16 protein-coding genes are annotated in these 17,752 nt (G+C 73.3%); 4 read left to right on the forward strand and 12 right to left on the reverse strand.

All coding sequences use genetic code 11. From position 1 onward, the window contains the following. Positions 1 to 28: 28 nt before the first annotated feature. From Q1B24_RS08870 to Q1B24_RS08880, 3 genes are all read left to right on the forward strand, one after another. Complete coding sequence (locus Q1B24_RS08870; protein ID WP_299926507.1) at positions 29 to 1,141, forward strand: hypothetical protein; 1,113 nt, start codon at positions 29 to 31, stop codon at positions 1,139 to 1,141. A 235-nt stretch (positions 1,142 to 1,376) separates the two neighbouring features. Beyond that, entirely contained in the window at positions 1,377 to 1,856 is a 480-nt protein-coding gene (locus Q1B24_RS08875; RefSeq protein ID WP_299926510.1) for a cupin domain-containing protein, read from the forward strand. A gap of 10 nt (positions 1,857 to 1,866) precedes the next feature. After that, positions 1,867 to 2,418, forward strand: a complete 552-nt coding sequence (locus tag Q1B24_RS08880; RefSeq protein ID WP_299926513.1) for a methyltransferase domain-containing protein — start codon at positions 1,867 to 1,869, stop codon at positions 2,416 to 2,418. Here Q1B24_RS08880 and Q1B24_RS08885 read toward each other — a convergent pair. The 3 genes from Q1B24_RS08885 to Q1B24_RS08895 all read right to left on the reverse strand — a co-directional run bounded on the left by Q1B24_RS08885 (position 2,394) and on the right by Q1B24_RS08895 (position 4,754). Further along, complete coding sequence (locus Q1B24_RS08885; protein ID WP_299926516.1) at positions 2,394 to 3,530, reverse strand: heparan-alpha-glucosaminide N-acetyltransferase domain-containing protein; 1,137 nt, start codon at positions 3,528 to 3,530, stop codon at positions 2,394 to 2,396. The genes Q1B24_RS08880 and Q1B24_RS08885 overlap by 25 nt on opposite strands. Before the next feature lie 51 nt (positions 3,531 to 3,581). Then, entirely contained in the window at positions 3,582 to 3,962 is a 381-nt protein-coding gene (locus tag Q1B24_RS08890) for an MmcQ/YjbR family DNA-binding protein (RefSeq protein WP_299926519.1), read from the reverse strand. A 102-nt stretch (positions 3,963 to 4,064) separates the two neighbouring features. Further along, entirely contained in the window at positions 4,065 to 4,754 is a 690-nt protein-coding gene (locus Q1B24_RS08895; RefSeq protein ID WP_299926522.1) for a helix-turn-helix domain-containing protein, read from the reverse strand. Between the two features lie 317 nt (positions 4,755 to 5,071). Here Q1B24_RS08895 and Q1B24_RS08900 point away from each other — a divergent pair, with 317 nt between their 5' ends. After that, complete coding sequence (locus Q1B24_RS08900) at positions 5,072 to 6,256, forward strand: FAD-binding oxidoreductase (protein ID WP_299926525.1); 1,185 nt, start codon at positions 5,072 to 5,074, stop codon at positions 6,254 to 6,256. An 81-nt stretch (positions 6,257 to 6,337) separates the two neighbouring features. On the opposite strand, the gene Q1B24_RS08905 is transcribed toward Q1B24_RS08900, so the two are convergent. From Q1B24_RS08905 to Q1B24_RS08945, 9 genes are all read right to left on the reverse strand, one after another. Beyond that, positions 6,338 to 7,498, reverse strand: coding sequence for an acyl-CoA dehydrogenase family protein (locus Q1B24_RS08905; protein WP_299926528.1), 1,161 nt, complete (start codon positions 7,496 to 7,498; stop codon positions 6,338 to 6,340). Then, positions 7,495 to 9,498 carry a biotin carboxylase N-terminal domain-containing protein gene (locus tag Q1B24_RS08910; protein ID WP_299926531.1) on the reverse strand — a complete coding sequence of 668 codons (2,004 nt, stop codon included), beginning with the start codon at positions 9,496 to 9,498 and terminating at the stop codon, positions 7,495 to 7,497. The genes Q1B24_RS08905 and Q1B24_RS08910 overlap by 4 nt, the downstream gene beginning before the upstream one ends. A 118-nt stretch (positions 9,499 to 9,616) precedes the next feature. After that, positions 9,617 to 11,263 (reverse strand): acyl-CoA carboxylase subunit beta, encoded by a 1,647-nt coding sequence (locus tag Q1B24_RS08915; protein WP_299926534.1) that lies wholly within the window; start codon positions 11,261 to 11,263, stop codon positions 9,617 to 9,619. After that, on the reverse strand, positions 11,260 to 11,730 hold the full coding sequence (locus tag Q1B24_RS08920) for an SRPBCC family protein (RefSeq protein ID WP_299926537.1): 471 nt from the start codon (positions 11,728 to 11,730) through the stop codon (positions 11,260 to 11,262). Before Q1B24_RS08920 ends, Q1B24_RS08915 begins: the two co-directional genes overlap by 4 nt. 22 nt (positions 11,731 to 11,752) lie before the next feature. Continuing rightward, positions 11,753 to 12,934 carry an acyl-CoA dehydrogenase family protein gene (locus Q1B24_RS08925; protein WP_299926540.1) on the reverse strand — a complete coding sequence of 394 codons (1,182 nt, stop codon included), beginning with the start codon at positions 12,932 to 12,934 and terminating at the stop codon, positions 11,753 to 11,755. Next, positions 12,931 to 14,655 carry an acyclic terpene utilization AtuA family protein gene (locus tag Q1B24_RS08930; protein ID WP_299926543.1) on the reverse strand — a complete coding sequence of 575 codons (1,725 nt, stop codon included), beginning with the start codon at positions 14,653 to 14,655 and terminating at the stop codon, positions 12,931 to 12,933. Before Q1B24_RS08930 ends, Q1B24_RS08925 begins: the two co-directional genes overlap by 4 nt. After that, a complete protein-coding gene (locus Q1B24_RS08935; protein ID WP_299926545.1) occupies positions 14,652 to 15,431 on the reverse strand; it encodes a TIGR03084 family metal-binding protein in 780 nt (259 codons plus the stop codon). The genes Q1B24_RS08930 and Q1B24_RS08935 overlap by 4 nt, the downstream gene beginning before the upstream one ends. Then, positions 15,428 to 16,087 (reverse strand): TetR/AcrR family transcriptional regulator, encoded by a 660-nt coding sequence (locus Q1B24_RS08940; RefSeq protein ID WP_366916454.1) that lies wholly within the window; start codon positions 16,085 to 16,087, stop codon positions 15,428 to 15,430. The genes Q1B24_RS08935 and Q1B24_RS08940 overlap by 4 nt, the downstream gene beginning before the upstream one ends. A gap of 46 nt (positions 16,088 to 16,133) precedes the next feature. Beyond that, a complete protein-coding gene (locus tag Q1B24_RS08945; protein ID WP_299926548.1) occupies positions 16,134 to 17,744 on the reverse strand; it encodes a hypothetical protein in 1,611 nt (536 codons plus the stop codon). Between the last annotated feature and the right edge of the window lie 8 nt (positions 17,745 to 17,752).

The raw sequence follows: 17,752 nt of genomic DNA on the forward strand, positions 1-17,752 counted from the left end.
TGGACGCCGTGACGCTGAAGGGAGTGAGATGAGCACCCCGGACCCCCGCCTCTCCCGCCGCGATGCCGAGCGCCTGCTCGACGCTCCGGCGGAGCACGACGACGTCCTCGGCTGGGCCCTCACCGGCGCCAGCGCGCCGGCACGCCCCGAGGAGCTCCGCGGGGAGGACGCGGCGGTCGCCGCCTTCCAGGCAGCACGCCTCTCACCGCCCCCGTCGTCCCGCGCCGGCTACGTCTCGCCCGCGAGACTCGGCGGCCGGGCGGCCACCCGGGCCGTCATCGCGACCGGTGCGGTCGTCGCGCTGACGTCGGGCGGCTTCGCCCTCGCCAGCTCCACCGGCCTGCCGGGCATCCCCGGTCTGCCGGACCTGCCCACCCTCCCGGGCCAGGCGGCCGACCGGGCGACCGAGTCCGTCGCCGAGGCGCCGCGGGGCGCTGCCGGATCGGCCACCTCGGGTGGCGACGCGACCACTGGCGGGCCGTCGGAGTCCGCCGCCGGCACCGGCTCGTCCGGTCCCTCCGGCTCGACGAGCCCGTCCGGCTCGACCGGCTCGACCAGCCCGTCCGCCACGTCCCCGTCCTCCGACACCCCTGCCGGGACCCCCACCCAGACCCAGTCGCCGACCCAGACGCCGCGCCCCGACCTCGAGGGCCTCTGCCGGGCGTTCCAGGCCACCGACCGCTCCGACGCCGGCAGCTCCCTCGGCAGCGCCGCGTTCCTCGCCCTCGCGGCTGAGGCCGGCGGCGCCGACCGGGTCGCGACCTACTGCGTCGACCTCATCGGCCCGCCGAAGGAGACCGGCAGGTCCACCGACCAGCCGACCCCCTCGCCGGGGAAGCCCACCGACCAGCCGACCCCCTCGCCGGGCAAGCCCACCGACCAGCCCTCGAACGGCAACCAGGGCAACAGCTCGAACCAGGGCAACGGCCAGGGCAACGGCTCCGGCTCGAACCAGGGCAACGGCAACCAGGGCGCCTCGAACAGCCCCGGCACCGCCAACGGCAACGGCAACGGCAACGGCAACGGCGCGAACCCGCCGAGCCCGGCCGTTCCCTCCGGCCCACCCACTCCCACCAGCTCCGCCGACCCCGGGACCTCGGAACATCCCGGCAAGGGAGGCGGACACCAGACACCCGGGTGACCGGGCGGCGGCCGCGTTCCGCAGGACCGGACCTCGCACCCCGTACGTCGACCTCCCGCCGGCGTACGGGATCCCCCCAGAAGCGCGAGATCCACGTCCTACCAACGCACAGACAACGGCATGGCCCTCCCCCGGGGCCATGCCGTTGTCGCGTCCCGGCCCGCCCTCGCCCACCTCGTGCCGGACCTCCGCTGTCACCGGCAGGGGCTAGGTTCCTCAGCAGGGAGGGTCACCGATGAGCTATCCACCACCGATCTACCACGGCGAGTCCGGCGAGGTGTCGGCCCGCGTCGTGCCGGCCGACCTCGAGCCGGCCGTGGTCTACCCCAACGGCAACAAGGTCTTCTACCTCGCGCAGGGCGCGGCGACCCAGGGCACGTTCGGCCTCTACCGGTGGGAGTTCGCGGGTCCCGAGAGCGGTCCCGGGGCCCATTTCCACCGCACCATCACCGAGTCGTTCTACGTCCTCGAGGGCACGGTCACGATCTACGACGGCACCCACTGGGTGCCGTGCCACGCCGGCGACTTCGCCCACGTCCCCGCGGGCGGCATCCACGGCTTCCGCAACTCCGACGGCCCGGCCAAGATGCTGCTCCACTTCGCGCCGGGTGCGCCGCGCGAGGCGTACTTCGAGGGGCTCGCCGCGGGCATGGGCCGGCTCGACGGCGACGCCTACGACCGCTTCATGCGCGAGCACGACAACACCTGGGTCTGAGGAGGCCTGCATGGACCCGGTCAGCGCCGCGTTCGACGCCACCCCACGCCGCGACTTCCTCCCGCGCGCCGGCCGGCGGCGAGCGTCGTACGACGGCCCGCTGGGGATCGCGGCGGGCCAGACCAACTCCCAGCCGCGCACCGTCGACGACATACTGCGGCTGCTCGACGTCCACCCCGGCCAGCGGGTGCTCGACGTCGGATCGGGGTCCGGCTGGACGACCGCGCTGCTGGCGCACCTGGTCGGTCCCGCCGGATCGGTGCTCGGCGTCGAGCTCGAGCCGGAGCTGGTGGCGTTCGGTTCCGCCAACCTGGCGCGCACCGCTCGCCCGTGGGCGACGATCCGACAGGCCTCCCCCGACGTGCTCGGCGACCCCGCCGGGGCGCCGTACGACCGGATCCTGGTCTCCGCGATGGCCGACTCGCTGCCGCGGGTGCTGGTCGACCAGCTCGGGGACGACGGCGTCCTGGTGGTGCCGGTGGACGGGACCATGCTGCGGGTGGGCAACCCCGGCGCGGTCGTCACCGAGCACGGGCACTACCGGTTCGTGCCGCTGCGCTGAGGTTCCCCGGCAGGCGTGACGGACCGGCGGGCGAGCCGGACCGGGAGGCCCGCCACCGTCTCGAGCGGACCGCGGCGCCGCAGCAGCCGCAGCGTCGCGCCGAGGGCCAGGAGCACGACGACGTGGAGGACGTACGTCGACGGCTCCTCCGTCGGCCAGACCGCATCGGTTCGCATCACGACGTGGAGGGAGTAGAGCGTGAGCGTCGCGGCGCCGGCCCCGAACAGGACGGCGAGGACAGCGTTCGCCGGACGGGGCAGCAGCCGCTCGGCGAGCAGGCAGAGCGCGATGACGAGGACGGCGCTGCCGATGGTCTGGGCGAGGTCGAACGGCGTCGCGGAGTGCGGGGCGACGAGCAGCAGCCAGCTCCAGTCACCGTCGGGGGGCGTCACGCCGTACATCCCGGTCGCGTTCTCCGCCGCCACCGCCGGGTCCGCGAAGGTGCGCGACACCTGGGTGGCCAGCAGCGCCACCGAGAACCCGCCGAGCGCCAGGCCGCCGAGCAGCGCGGGGTCGCGCAGGTCGAGGCGGCCGAGCACGAGGCCGGCGAGCAGGTAGGCCAGCCACGGGACGACCGGGTAGTAGCCGGTGAGCAGCAGCTCGCTCACCAGCTGCCCCGGGTCGGCCAGCTGCGCGAAGGCCGGGCTGTCGAAGCCGCGAGGGGGCAGGTGCGGCCGCACCAGGTGGGACACGACCGGCGCCAGGGCGACCCACGCGACCGTGAGCGGCAGGAGGACCCGGACCCCCAGGAACGTGAACGGCAGGCCCAGCACGAACAGGACGGCGTAGTAGGTGAGGATGACCGCGATGCCGGTGTCCAGGCCGCCGAGCAGCAGGCCCAGCAGCCCGATGAGCAGCGCGCGGGCGGCGATCCCGGCGGTGCGGGCCGCGAGCGGCCGACCGCGCAACGGCTCGCGCGTCATCAGCGCGAGGCTCACACCGGCCAGGACTGCGAAGAGCGCCGACGCCCGTCCGCCGGCCAGCCACTGGGCGGTGGTGAGGTCGCCGCCGGCCGTGCGCTCGTCGAGCACGTGGGTGGCGACCATGCCGAGCAGGGCGAGGCACCGGGCGACGTCCAGCCCGATGAGGCGGCCGCGCGACGTCCCGGTCATGGCCCCATCCTGCCGGGCCGGACCCGACGACGAGCCCGACCGACGACCTGGTCAGGTGCCCGGGCGGGCCACCTGCTCGGCCAGGTGGGCGGGGGCCTGGATGCAGTAGGAGTCGGTGAGCAGCTCGGCCAGCTCGTCCCAGTCGATGGCGTCCTCGTCGAGGATCATGCCGATGGCGTTGCCGCCCCAACCGGAGCGGAAGTAGGGGGCGCCCATGTGCTCGAAGGCCGCCACCTCGTCCGGCTCGCCGCGGAAGGTGATCCGGAAGAGCTGGTCCTCCCCGCCGAAGACGTGGGCCACGGTCGCGCTGCCCACGCGCCACCTGGTGCCGGTCCAGGCAGGCTCCTGCCGGCACCGCGGGAGCGCGCCGAGCACCGCGTCGATGCGCAGCACCCACTCCTCGGGCACGAGGGGACGGTCGGCGAGGGCCACGGTCGGGATCCTGCCACCGCGGTCCGACACCCGATACCTGAGGACGTAGTGGACGAGATCGGGGGTCCGATCCGTGCGTGACGTCCTCAGATGTCGGTCAGCTCAGGACGCCGCGGGAGCCGCGTCCTCGGGCAGCGGCACCGGGGCGAAGGGGCTGCGGGTGAACCACGTCGGCAGCGCGCGCACCAGGGGACGCGGGCCGGCGACGGCGAGGTCGCCCGCCTTCACCGCGCCCATCAGGTCGCGTCGTCCCATCCAGTAGTCGATCATCGTCTCGACGTGGCCGGCCACCTGCACGTCGACGTCGTGCCCCGGATCGGTCAGGCAGAGGTCCACCGTCGGCGAGTCCAGCACCAGCCAGAAGTGGCTCTTGCGGTCGCTCGACCCCTGCAGGTGGAAGTGCACGACCACGCGGTGCTCGGGCAGCGCCGAGAGGTCGACGTTGCGATGGATGTCCCACATGAGCAGCGAGGCGTCGTAGTGCTTGGCGATCACGTCGCCCCGCGCCCAGCGCTGCCCCCAGACGCCCATCGACTCGATCACCGGCCACAGCTCCTTGCCGGCCGCGGTCAGGTGGTACTCCCCGCCGACGTGGTCGACGACGCCGACGCGCTCGAGCGTCTTGAGGCGCTTGGACAGCAGCGCGGGCGACATGAGCGGCACCCCGCGTCGGAGGTCGTTGAAGCGCGTGCTGCCGCACAGCAGCTCGCGCACCACCAACGGCGTCCACCTCTCGGTGAGCACCTCCGAGGCCATCGCGACGGGGCAGAACTGACCGTAGGTGGAAGCCATCCTCCACGGTAGGACCGCTATGGGTTCTGTACCAGTACAGGATCGATACTCGCGGGCCGAGCCCCTGCGGTCGCACTGTGGACAGGTACCGCCACCGACGAGGGAGCCCACCATGACCGTGCTCGACATGCCCACCACCGAGGCCCTCGCCGGCGACTTCGCCGGCGACCTGATCACTCCAGCCCACCCGGCGTACGACGACCAGCGCCGCATCTGGAACGGGGAGATCGACCGCCGCCCGGCCCTCGTCGCCCGGTGCCAGGGCGCCAGCGACGTGGCTCCTGCGTTGGGCCCGCGACCACGGCCTCCCGGTCTCGGTGCGCGGCGGCGGCCACGGCATCGCCGGGCACTCGCTCGTCGACGACGGTGTCGTGCTGGACCTGTCGGGGATGCGCGGCACCGTGGTCGACCCGACGACCCGTACCGTCTCGGCACAGGGTGGGGCGCTCAACGCCCACGTCGACCGGGAGAGCCAGGCCTTCGGGCTCGCGATGACCAGCGGCTACATCAGCCACACCGGCATCGCCGGGCTGACGCTGGGCGGCGGGATCGGCCACCTGATGCGCAAGACGGGGCTGGCGATCGACGCGCTCAGGTCCTGCCAGGTCGTCACCGCCGACGGGGCGATCGTGCGCGCCTCCGAGGCCGAGAACCCCGACCTGTTCTGGGGCTTGCGCGGGGGCGGCGGCAACTTCGGGGTCGTCACCGACTTCACGTTCGAGCTCCAGCCGTTGGGCCCGACCGTCCTCGCGGGCCTGGTCGCGTGGCCGGCTGACGAGGCGCCGACGGTGCTCGCCTTCCTGCGCGACTTCATGGCCGACGCCCCCGACGAGGTGGGCCTGATGGCGAACCTCCGCCTCGCCCCGGCACTGCCGCTGTTCCCCGAGAGCCTGCACGGCAAGCCGATCATCGGCCTGGTGGCGACGTACGCCGGTCCGGTCGAGGAGGGCGAGCGGGTGCTGGCGCCGGTCCGGGCGCTCGGCCACCCGGTGCTCGACACCGTCGCACCCAAGCCGTACGTCGCGCACCAGAAGTTCCTCGACCCGGCGGTGCCGCACGGGCGGCACTACTACTGGAAGTCGCACCGTCTGGGGCCGCTCACCGACGGGGTCATCGACACGATCTGCGAGCACCTGGCGACGATCAGCAGCCCGCTGTCGACGGTGCCCATCTTCAGCTTCGGTGGCGCGATGAGCCGGGTGCCCGAGGACGCCACCGCCTTCCCGCACCGCGACGCCAGCCACGACATCAACATCGTGGCGTCCTGGCTGCCCGAGCAGGCCGGCGACGCCGACCGGCATCGTGCCTGGGTGCGCGGATTCTTCGACGCGCTCGCCCCGCACAGCCGCGGCGTCTACGTGAACTTCACGAGCGACGACGCCCAGACCCGCGTGCAGGAGGCCTACAGCCCCGTCCAGTGGGAGCGGCTGCGGACGCTCAAGACCGCGTGGGACCCGGACAACGTGTTCCGCGGCAACGCCAACATCCCGCCGCTCGCCTGACGGCGCCCGCGGCCGATATCTGAGGACGTGATGAACGGAATCGGGGGTCCAAGACGTCCACCACGTCCTCAGATAACCCGTTCAGTAGGACTTCGGCAGCCCCAGGCTGTGCATCGCGACGAAGTTGAGGATCATCTCCCGGCTGACCGGGGCGATCCGGCCGGCGCGGGCAGCGACGAGCAGCCCGGCCATGCCGTACTCCTGCGTGATGCCGTTGCCGCCGTGGGTCTGCACCGCGGCGTCGACGGCGTGCACGGCGGCCTCGGCGGCGGCGTACTTCGCCATGTTGGCCGCCTCGCCGGCCGCCATGTCGTCGCCGGCGTCGACCAGCGCGGACGCCTTCTGCGTCATCAGCCGGGCGAGCTCGTTCTCGATGTGCGCCATCGCGAGCGGGTGGGCGATCGCCTGGTGGGAGCCGATCGGCGCCTTGAACACCGTCCGCTCCTTCGCGTACGCCGACGCCCTGGCGAGGGCGTGGCGGGCGAGGCCGGTCGAGAAGGAGGCCGCCATGATCCGCTCGGGGTTGAGGCCCGCGAACAGCTGCACCAGGCCGCCGTCCTCGTCGCCGACCAGCGCCTCGCGCGGCAGCCGGACGTCGTCGATGAAGACCTGGAACTGCTTCTCCGGGCTGACGATCTCCATCGGGATCGCGGTGAACTCGAAGCCGGTCGCGTCGGTCGGCACGACGAAGAGGCAGGGCTTGAGCTTGCCGGTCTCAGCATCCTCCGCCCGCGCCACCACGAGCACGTTGGCGGCCTCGTCGACGCCGGAGATGTAGACCTTCTGGCCCTTCAGCACCCACTCGTCGCCGTCGCGGCGGGCGGTGGTGGTGATGTTGTGGGAGTTGGTGCCGGCGTCGGGCTCGGTGATCGCGAAGGCCATGGTGGCGGTGCCGTCGCAGATGCCGGGCAGCCACTGCTGCTTCTGCGCTGGCGTGCCGTAGCGGGCGATGACCGTGCCGCAGATGGCCGGGCTGACGACCATCATCAGCAGCGGACAGCCCTGCGCGGCGAGCTCCTCGCAGACGGCAGCCACGTCGCCGATGCCCCCGCCCCCGCCGCCGTACTCCTCCGGGATGTTGATGCCGAGGTAGCCAGCCTTGGCGATCTCCAGCCACAGCTCGGTCGTCTTCTCCCCGGAGCGGGCGCGCTCGACGAACCAGTCACGGCCGTAGCCGCTGGCCAGCCTGGCCACCTGGCGGCGGAGCTCCTGACGTTCCTCGGACTCGGTGAAGCTGGTCATGAGTGTTCCTCCACTACTGCCAGGACCTCCCCGGACGCGACCTGCGACCCGGGCTCGACGTTGATCTCGGTGACGGTGCCGTCGTGCGGCGCGGTCACGGTGTGCTGCATCTTCATGGCCTCGAGCACGAGGACGACGTCCCCCGCGGCCACCTCGGCGCCGGTCTCGGCCTTGACCGCCACGACCGTGCCGGGCATCGGCGCGAGCAGGGAGCCGCTCGCCACCGCGTCCGCGGGGTCGGTGAAGCGCGGCACCTCGCGCAGTCGTACGGACCGAACGCTGCCGTCCACGTGGACCTCCCGCGTGCCGGTCCGGCGATCCGCGACGATGAGTCCGTCCCACCGCCCGGTCACGCCGTCGACCTCCAGCCGGGCGTGTGTCGGGGAGACCTCCAGCACGGTGACGCCGTCGACGACGAAGCCGTCGCGCGTGCCCCACCACTCGACCGGCTCGTGACCCTCGAACGTGGTCCGCTGGGGCTGGCTGACGACGTTGCGCCAGGCGGCCGGGACGCCTTGCTGGACCGTACGCCGGGCGGCGTCGTCGGCGGCCAGCATCAGCGCGCCGGCCACGAGCGCCGGGCGGTCACTGGACGCTGAGTCGCTGGGAGACTCAGCGGGAATCGGACGCGACTCCAGCCACGTCGTCGTCATCTCGCCGGCCGCGAAGACCGGGTCGGTGAGGATGCCGACGAGCTGGTCGCGGTTGGTCGTCACGCCGTGGATGCGCGCCCGGCGCAGGGCCGCGACGAGCATTCGGATCGCCTGCTCGCGGGTCGGCGCCCACGCCATCACCTTGGCCAACATCGCGTCGTAGAACGTCGACACCTCGTCTCCCGCCGCGAACCCGCTGTCCACGCGGATGCCGGACGACGCGAGCAGCCCGAAGGCACCGTCGGCGGGCAGGTCGAAGGTGACCAGACGCCCGCTCTGGGGGACGTACGACGCGTCCTCGGCGTAGAGCCGGACCTCGATCGCGTGCCCCCCATCCCCCGCATATCTAGGGACGTTCTGGTGGGCATCGGCGCCGTCAGCCGTCCATTTCGTCCCTAGATACCCCGAGCCGAGACCGAGACCCCGGCCCTCGGCCACAGCGAGCTGGAGCTCGACGAGGTCGGTGCCGGTCACCAGCTCGGTGACCGGGTGCTCCACCTGGAGCCGGGTGTTCATCTCGAGGAAGAAGAAGCGGTCGGTGGCGGGGTCGTGGAGGAACTCGACCGTGCCCGCGCCGCGGTAGCCGATGCCCTCGGCCAGGCTCTCCGCGGCCGCGCACATGGCCTGCTCCGTCGCGGCGGGCAGGCCGGGGGCCGGTGCCTCCTCGACGACCTTCTGGTGCCGACGCTGCACCGAGCAGTCGCGGGTGCCGAGCGCCCGGGCACCCGAGGCGTCCGCCATCACCTGCACCTCGACGTGGCGCCCGGCCTCGACGTAGGGCTCGACGAAGACCGTCCCGTCGCCGAAGGCGGACTCGGCCTCCGCGCGGGCCGCCTCGATCTCGGCGTCGAGCCGGTCGAGGGTGCGTACGACGCGCATGCCGCGCCCGCCGCCACCGGCCGACGCCTTCACCATCAGCGGCAGGTCGGCCTCTGTCGCGGCGTCCGGCGCCGACAGCACCGGTACGCCGGCCGCGGCCGCGATCTCCTTGGCGCGGACCTTGTCGCCCATCGCCTCGATGGCCTCGGGCGGGGGGCCGACCCACGTGAGGCCGGCGTCGGTGACGGCGCGGGCGAAGGCAGCGTTCTCGGAGAGGAAGCCGTAGCCGGGATGGACCGCGTCGGCAGCGGACCTCAGCGCCGCCTCGACGACCAGGTCGATGCGGAGGTAGGTCTCCGACGGCGCGTTGCCGGGGAGGCGGACGGCGCGGTCGGCCTCGGCGACGAACGGCAGGCCCGCGTCGGCGTCGGAATGCACCGCCACGGTCTCGATGCCGAGCCGGCGGCAGGTGGCGAACACGCGCCGGGCGATCTCGCCGCGGTTGGCGACCAACAACCTTCGGATCATCGCTGGCCTCCCGGGTTTCGACGCGCCCGTCGCGACCTCGTGCCTCGGTCGCGGGACTTGTTCAACCTCGTCTCGCCGACGCGACGGGCTCGTTCCTCGCACGCCGCTGCTCGCTTGATCACGGCCGGAACACCCCGAATCCCTCGGCACCCTTGAACGGTGCGTTCTCGATGACGCTGAGGCAGATGGCGAGCACGGTGCGGGTGTCGCGCGGTTCGATGACGCCGTCGTCGTAGAGCATCCCGGACAGCGCGTAGGGCAGCGACTGCTCCTCGACCATCTGCTCGACCATCGCGCGCATGCCGGCGTCGCCCTCGTCGTCGTACGCCTGGCCCTTGGCCTCGGCGGCCGCGCGGGCGACGATCGAGAGCACGCCGGCGAGCTGGGCCGGGCCCATCACGGCGGACTTGGCGCTCGGCCAGGTGAAGAGGAAGCGCGGGTCGAACGCGCGGCCGTTCATGCCGTAGTTGCCGGCTCCGTAGGACGCGCCCATGATCACGCTGAGGTGCGGGACGGTGCTGTTGGAGACCGCGTTGATCATCATCGCGCCGTGCTTGATGATCCCGCCCTGCTCGTAGTCCTTGCCGACCATGTAGCCGGTGGTGTTGTGCAGGAAGAGCAGCGGGGTGTCGGCCTGGTTGGCGAGCTGGATGAACTGCGTCGCCTTCTGCGCCTCCTCGGAGAACAGCACGCCCTGAGCGTTGGCGAGGATGCCGATCGGGCGTCCGTGCAGCTGCGCCCAGCCGGTGACCAGCGACGTGCCGTAGAGCGGCTTGAACTCGTCGAACGGCCGGCCGTTGTGCTCGCTGGTCCCGTCGACGATCCGGACGATGACCTCGCGCGGGTCGAACGGCTCCTTGAGGTCGGTCGGGACGAGGTCGAGCAGGCCGTCGGGGTCGGCGTCGGGCTCGGCGAAGGTGGACCTGGTGGGGAAGTCCGACACTTCGAGGCCGTTGCAACCCCCTCGAAGTGGCGGAGTCCCCGCATGAGCGGGGAGTCTGCGGACGGGGTCGGGCTTGCGGCGGTTCAGCCGGGCCACGATCCGGCGCCCGATCCGGATCGCGTCGTGCTCGTCCTCGGCGAGGTAGTCGGCGAGGCCGGAGACCCGGGCGTGCATCTCCGCACCGCCGAGCGACTCGTCGTCGGACTCCTCGCCGGTCGCCATCTTCACCAGCGGCGGACCGCCGAGGAAGACCTTCGCGCCGCCGCGGACGAAGACGGTGTAGTCGCTCATGCCCGGGACGTACGCCCCGCCGGCGGTCGAGTTGCCGAAGACCAGCGCGATGGTGGGCTGGCGTCGTGCGGACGCCCGCGTCAGGTCGCGGAAGAGCTTGCCGCCGGGGATGAAGATCTCCTTCTGCGTCGGCAGGTCCGCACCGCCCGACTCGACGAGCGAGATCGTCGGCAGGTTGTTCTCCTCGGCGATCTGGGAGGCGCGGAAGATCTTCTTCACCGTCCAGGGGTTGGAGGCGCCGCCCTTGACGGTCGGGTCGTTGGCGCTGATCAGGCACTCCACCCCCTCGACGACGCCGATGCCGGTGACGACGGACGCGCCGACCGTGAAGTCCGAGCCCCAGCCCGCCAGCGGCGACAGCTCGAGGAAGGCCGACCCCGGGTCGAGGAGCAGCTCGATCCGCTCCCGCGCGGTCAGCTTGCCGCGGGCGTGGTGGCGGTCGACGTACTTCTCGCCGCCGCCGGCCACCGCGACCGCGTGCTGCGCGTCGAGGTCGGCGAGCTTCTCCAGCATCGCCTCGCGGTTGCTCATGACTCCACGACCGCCTTCATCCGCTCCAGCGTCGTACGCATCCCGCGACGGTTGGTGCGCCTCCGGAGCGGGCCGAGCACCAGCCAGTAGAGGCGGGTCGGCAGGTTGGGGTCCATGCGGAAGTACTCCGTCACGAGCGTCCCGCCGTCCTTCGGCTCGAGCCGGTAGCCCCAGTTGTTGACCGTGATCGCGTCGGTGCCGACGGAGAACTCGAAGACCTGCTCCGGCTCGCAGGCGGTGACCCGGCACGGTGACCAGTACGTCGGCCCGACGCCGTTGCGCTTCACGTGGCCGGCGAAGTAGGCGCCCACCTCGGGCCCGGTCGAGCCGCGGGTCCACTTCGCCTCGAACGTCTCGGGGCTGAACTCCCCGATCCGGGTGACGTCACTGACGAGGTCCCAGACCTCGGCCGGCGGGGCGTCCATCCAGACCGAGACCTCGTCCCCCAGGGACGGCAGCTTGATCATCGAGATTCCTTCTCTGTCGTGGTCACGAGGCGTAACCCATGAGCTTCGCCGTCAGGTCGCGCAGCACCTCGTCGGCGCCGCCCCCGATCGGCAGGAGCCGGGCGTCGCGGTAGTGCCGCTCCACCTCGGTCCCGTGCATGTAGCCGGTGCCGCCGAAGAGCTGCACGGCCCGGTCGCAGACGTACGCCGCGCAGTCGACGGCGGTCTGCTTGGCCAGGCAGGCCTCGGCGACGACGAACTCGCCCGCGACGTGCCGGGCGGCGACCGACCGCGTGTAGGTGCGCGCGACCTCGACCTGTCGGCGCATCTCGACGAGCGTGTGCTGGACGGTCTGGTTCTCGATCAGCGGCCGGCCGAAGGTCTGGCGCTCGCGGGCGTGAGCCGCCGCAAGGTCGAGCGAGCGGGCCGCGATGCCGTAGCCGTGGACGGCGAGCGCGATCCGCTCGACGACGAACTGCTCGGCGATCTGGCCGAAGCCCGAGCCCTCCTCGCCGACGAGGTTGCGCGCCGGCACGCGGCAGTCGACGAACGACAGCTCGGCGGTGTCGGAGCAGTGCCAGCCCATCTTCTGGAGCGACCGGCTGACGGCGAAGCCGGGCGTGCCCTTCTCGATGACCAGCAACGAGATGCCGCCGTGGCCCGGGCCGCCGGTGCGGACGGCCGTGGTGACGAAGTCCGCGCGGACCCCGGAGGTGATGAAGGTCTTCGACCCGTTGACGACGTAGTGGTCGCCGTCGCGTTCGGCGCGGGTGGTGATCCGCGCGACGTCGGACCCGCCGCCGGGCTCGGTGATCGCGAGGGACCCGATGGTCTCGCCGGCCAGGGTGGGCCGGACGAACCGGTCGACGAGGTCGGGATCACGGCTCGCCGAGATGTGGGGCAGCGCGATGCCGGCGGTGAACAGGCCTGCCATCAGCCCGCTCGACGCGCCCGCCTCGAACATCGCCTCCTGCAGCACGACGGTGTCGACCAGGTCGCCGCCACCGCCGCCGACCTCCTCGGGGAAGGAGACACCGATCAGGCCCAGCCCGCCGGCGGTCCGGTGGAGCGCGCGCGGGATCTCACCGGCGTCCTCCCACTCCTGCAGGTGCGGCACCACCTCGCGGCGCACGAACTCGGCGCCGGTGGCGCGCAGCGCCTCGCGCTCTGGGGAGCCCGCTGGTTGAGCAGCGAGCGAAGCGAGCGTGTCGAAACCCGGGCTCATGTCAGGCTCTCCTCGATCGAGACCAGCCGCGAGCGCATCCACTCACCGAGCGCCTTGGCCTGCGGGTCGAACCGGGTGGATGCGGCCACCCCCTGACCGAGGAGGCCGTGCACGACGAGGTTGACCGCCCCGAGGTTCGGCAGGAGCCAGACGTCGACGTCGAGGTCGGCGGCCTCCGGCAGGAGGATGGGGATGCCGCGCGGCGACATCAGCTTGAACAGCCACTGCACGCGGGCGTCGTACGTCGCCGGGTCGACGCCGTCGTGCGCGACCCAGAGGCCGATGTTGGCGTCGCCGCCCTTGTCGCCCGAGCGCGCGTGGACGAACGTGCCCAGCGGCATCCGGCGCGTCAGCGTGTCGTGCTCGGCCGGGTACGGCGACGGGCGGCGGCCGGGGGCCTCGGTCGCGGGGGTGTACGTCGTCGGGTCGGCGACGACCTCCCGGCGGCCGTCGGCGTGGACGACGGTGTGCACGACGTCGGCGCGGTCGACGTACTCCGCGCGGTAGACGCCGAACGGCGTGGCCGGCGCGGGCGCCGCCGTCATCGTGAAGCCGGGGTAGGACCCCAGCGCGAGCTCCACGGCGGCGGCGGTGAAGGCGCGGCCGACCGGGTCGGGCGACGGGTCCTTGACGGTGCAACGCAGCAGGCTGGACGCGGCCTCCTCGGAGTCCGCGTCGGGGGTCGGCAGGTCGACGGCCGACCAGGTGACCTCGGCCGCCGTGAGGCGAGCCGAGAGCTGCTCGCGCACCCAGGCCGCCTTGGCCTCGACGTCCAGGCCGGTCAGGACGAGCTCGACCTGGTTGCGCCAGCCGCCGAGCTCGTTGACGCAGACCTTGAGCCGCTCGGGTGGCGCCTCGCCGACGACGCCGCGGATCGCGACCCGGTCGTCGCCCTCCTGCTCGAGGCGCACCGAGTCGAGGTGGACGGTGACGTCGGGCCCGAGGTAGCGGGTGGACTGGATCTCGTAGACGAGCTGGGCGGTGACGGTGTCGACGGTGACCGCGCCGCCGGTGCCGGCGTGCTTGGTGATGACGCTCGACCCGTCGGCGGCGACCTCGGCGACCGGGAAGCCCAGCGGCCGGTCGCGGTGGGGCAGGTCGAGGAAGCCGCTGAAGTTGCCGCCCGTCGCCTGGGTGCCGCACTCGACGACGTGGCCCGCGACGACCGCGCCCGCCAGCTCGTCGTACGACGTCGTGGTCCAGCCGTGGTGCGCGACCGCGGGCCCCACGACGACGGAGGCGTCGGTGACCCGGCCGGTGACGACCACGTCGGCGCCCGCGGTGAGGGCGGCCGCGATGCCGAACCCGCCGAGGTAGGCGTTGGCGGTCAGGGCGTTCGGGAAGGAGAGGTGGCGTACGTCGTCGCCCTCGACGTGCGCGACCTGCGGGTCGAGACCCAGCCCCCGGGCGACCTCGCGGACCCTGTCGGCCAGCCCCGCCGGGTTGAGCCCGCCGGCGTTGGCGACGATCTTCACGCCGTGCTCGAGGGCCAGGCCGAGGCAGTCCTCGAGCTGGCGGACGAAGGTGCGCGCGTAGCCCAGGGAGGGGTCCTTGAGCTGGTCCTTGCCGAGGATGAGCATGGTCAGCTCAGCGAGGTAGTCGCCGGTGAGGACGTCGAGGCTCTGCCCGTCCTCGTTGGCTCCCTCCAGCATCTCGCGCATGGCGCTGAGCCGGTCGCCGTAGAAGCCCGAGCAGTTGCCGATCCGCACCACGCCGCTCACCTCGCGGCCCTCCCCTCGCCCGGCTGGCCGGCGAAGGCCTGGGCGATGTCGAGCCACCGGTCGACGTCGGCGCCGGTGGCGACGAGGTCGGTGTCGGCGCGGTGGACCCGCTGGGTGACCAGCCGGCAGAAGTGGCCGGCGCTGCCGCTGAGCGTCTGCGCCGCGTCGTCCGGCCCCCACGACCACACGTCACCCGACGGCGCGACCAGGTCGATGCGGAACTCCTCGGCCGGTGCGTCGAGGCCATGGACGGAGAAGGCGAAGTTGCGGGTGCGTACGCCGAGGTGGGCGACGTGGCGGATCCGGTCGGTGTCCTCCACCGGCGCGCCGAGGCCCTCGTGGACGTCGAGGCCGTGCGCCCAGGTCTCCATGAGCCGCGCGGTCGCCATCGACGTGGCCGACATCGGCAGGCCGAACCACGGCATCTTCTCCCCCTGCGGCATCGCGACCAGCGTCGCCCGCAGGTCGGCCCGCGCCCGGCGCCAGCGCCCGAGGAGGTCCGGCTCCTTGGCGATGGCGTGCGCCTCCGCGTCGACGTAGCCGTCCGGGTCGGCGATGGCCCCGAGGACGACCGCGTCCCAGGCCTCCTTGTCGGTCGCCGCCTTGACCGCGACCTCGTCGGTCCACGCGAGGTGGGCGACCTGGGTCGCGACGTCCCAGCCGGGGGCGGGGGTCGCCGCGTGCCAGCCGTCCTCGTCGAGCCCGGCCACCAGCTGCTCGAGCCGGTCGCCCTCTGCCTCGAGGTCGGCGAGCACCTGTGTCAGTACGTCGGTCATGTCGTCCCCTGCTCCTGTCGGTCCAGCTCCCGGTCCAGCACGTCGGCCCACTCCCGCAGGATCCGGCGACGGCGCGCCGAGTCGTCGGTGAACGTGGAGGCCAGGCCCAGGCCGCGCACGAGGTCGAGGGTGGCCTGCACCAGCTCGCGCACGCCCGGCCGCGACTCGTCGACGCCGAGCGCGGCGACGGTCAGCCGGTGCGCCTCGCGACCGACCCGCTGCTCCAGCGGACCGACCGCCGCGAGGAGGGCCTCGTCGGTGCGGGCGGCCACCCACAGCTCCAGCGCCGCGGCGAAGACCGGCGAGGCGAAGTGGTCGCCGAGCATCTCGACCACCGTGCGGAGTCGAGTGCGCCGCCCCGCGGCGGAGGCGACCGGCTCAGCACTCAACGCGGCGAAGGCGGCCGAGAGCTCGGCCCCGCGCCGTTCGGTGAGGTGCTCGACGGCAGCCACGACGAGGTCGTTCTTGGTCGGGAAGTGGTGCAGCTGCGCGCCGCGGCTGACGCCGGCGCGCTCGGAGACGAGGGTCGTCGAGGTCCCCGCGAAGCCGCGCTCCACCAGGAGCTCCACCGTCGCCTCCAGCAGGCGCGCCCGCATCGCCCGGGTCCGGTCGGCCTGCGGCACGCGAGGCACGGCGGCCGGCAGGGGGGAGGTCACGGCGCCCAGCCTGCCGTCGTACAAACAAACAGTCAAGCCTGACTTTTTATGGGACTTGGGTCAGCGTCCCCACCGCGCCGCAGGGCGAGGTCGACCCGAGCCACAGGTCGCCCTCGGGGATCGAGGCCCGCCACGCGTACCAGCCCTGCTGCTCCAGCTGGAAGCTGATGGACGTGAACGTGCCGTTGCCCGGTCGGCGCTGCACGACGTCGCGATGGTTGCCCGTGCACGCCTCGGACGCCGTCGGGTAGGGGCCGTAGAGCGAGGTCGTGACGTCGATCGGTCCTCCGAAGGGCAGCCCGGCGACGGTGACCTGCGCCGCGAGGACGTCGTACGGTGCCGCGGTGGCCGGGGCCGACAGCGTCACCGACGCCCGCGAGCGCACCCGCACCGGCGCGCCGCACGAGGTCACCGGCACGCTGGCGTCGGTCCCGTCGACCGTGACCTGCCAGACGTGGTAGCCACCGGCGGACGGCGCGATCGCGGGTGAGGCGTAGGCGCCGTCGGCGCCGACCGGCAGGGAGACCGTCCCCACTGCCGGACCGCCGCAGTGCGCTGCCGCCGCCGAGGCGAACGGTCCGTGCAGCGACGCCGTGGCCGTGCGACTGGCACCGTCGCCGTCGATCGTCGCCACCACCCTCGCCGGGGAGCCGGCCACGAGCACGGTCGGGTCCGCCGTGAGGGACAGCGACTGCGGGCCGCGGACCGCGACCCGGGCGCTGGCCACGATGGTGCGACGTACGCCGCCCTCCGCCGCCGACGCCTGCCGCTCACGGTCGGCGCCGCGGACCCGCAGCCAGTGCAGCGGCACCTGGCCGACCTCCGCGACGACCGTGCGCCAGCCGGCGACGGGCGCGGCCAGTCGCACCAGCGCCCGCCCGTCGTCACCGGTCACCGTGTCGATCGGTCCGGCGGCCGGCTGGGACACTCCGCCGTCGGGCGAGGTCACGCTCACCGGCAGCCCGGCGACCGGTCCTCCGTGACCGTCGGTCACGCGCACGGTCACGGCCGTCACCCCGCCGACGTCGGCGGTGGTGGGCTGGACGGCGACCTGGTGGGGACCGGCGCTCGCCCGGGAGCCGCGCAGCATGAGGCGGGCGTAGCGGCGGACCGTGGCCGGGTCGCCGGAGGCCCGGACCCGGGCGGCACCGCGGCGGGCGCCGAGCCGCCAGGCGCGGCCGGCGAGGAGGTGGAGCACCGCTGCGTCGACCGCCGCGGCCTGGACGGCGTCCTTGTGGCCGCCGTACTTGGACAGGATCCAGGCGGCTCGCTCGGTCGCGGCACCGGACGGACCCTTGGCGCCCCGGAGGTCGGAGGTGGCGTCGACGGCCCGGAAGCCGGCCCGGTTGGGCCGACGCCCGGGCGTGAACACGAAGACGGGTGTGTCGTTGAGCATGTAGCCACCGATCCAGCCGCCGTCGGCGCGGCCGGTCGGGGGGATGCGGAAGCCGGCCCAGCGCTCGGCGCGGTCGTCCGAGCCGGCAGCCAGCGGCGCCGGCATCGCCACGAGGGTCGTCAGGGCGAGCACGGTGGCGAGGACCGCGGCGAGGAGGGTGGCGAGCAGCGAGGCGAGCGGGCGCGCGTGGGCCGGGCGTGCGGTCGTGACCGGCGCGTCGTCGGCGGGGGTGTGCTCGGATTCGGTGGTGGTGGTCGGCATCGCGCTGC

This window comes from uncultured Nocardioides sp. (genome assembly GCF_947488025.1).
GTDB lineage: Bacteria > Actinomycetota > Actinomycetes > Propionibacteriales > Nocardioidaceae > Nocardioides.

Coding starts and splice junctions, on each gene's coding strand:
- Q1B24_RS08870 (WP_299926507.1), top strand. CDS start 29: ATGAGCACCCCGGACCCCCGCCTCTCCCGCCGCGATGCCGAGCGCCTG.
- Q1B24_RS08875 (WP_299926510.1), top strand. CDS start 1,377: ATGAGCTATCCACCACCGATCTACCACGGCGAGTCCGGCGAGGTGTCG.
- Q1B24_RS08880 (WP_299926513.1), top strand. CDS start 1,867: ATGGACCCGGTCAGCGCCGCGTTCGACGCCACCCCACGCCGCGACTTC.
- Q1B24_RS08885 (WP_299926516.1), bottom strand. CDS start 3,530: ATGACCGGGACGTCGCGCGGCCGCCTCATCGGGCTGGACGTCGCCCGG.
- Q1B24_RS08895 (WP_299926522.1), bottom strand. CDS start 4,754: ATGGCTTCCACCTACGGTCAGTTCTGCCCCGTCGCGATGGCCTCGGAG.
- Q1B24_RS08905 (WP_299926528.1), bottom strand. CDS start 7,498: ATGACCAGCTTCACCGAGTCCGAGGAACGTCAGGAGCTCCGCCGCCAG.
- Q1B24_RS08910 (WP_299926531.1), bottom strand. CDS start 9,498: ATGATCCGAAGGTTGTTGGTCGCCAACCGCGGCGAGATCGCCCGGCGC.
- Q1B24_RS08915 (WP_299926534.1), bottom strand. CDS start 11,263: ATGAGCAACCGCGAGGCGATGCTGGAGAAGCTCGCCGACCTCGACGCG.
- Q1B24_RS08920 (WP_299926537.1), bottom strand. CDS start 11,730: ATGATCAAGCTGCCGTCCCTGGGGGACGAGGTCTCGGTCTGGATGGAC.
- Q1B24_RS08925 (WP_299926540.1), bottom strand. CDS start 12,934: ATGAGCCCGGGTTTCGACACGCTCGCTTCGCTCGCTGCTCAACCAGCG.
- Q1B24_RS08935 (WP_299926545.1), bottom strand. CDS start 15,431: ATGACCGACGTACTGACACAGGTGCTCGCCGACCTCGAGGCAGAGGGC.
- Q1B24_RS08945 (WP_299926548.1), bottom strand. CDS start 17,744: ATGCCGACCACCACCACCGAATCCGAGCACACCCCCGCCGACGACGCG.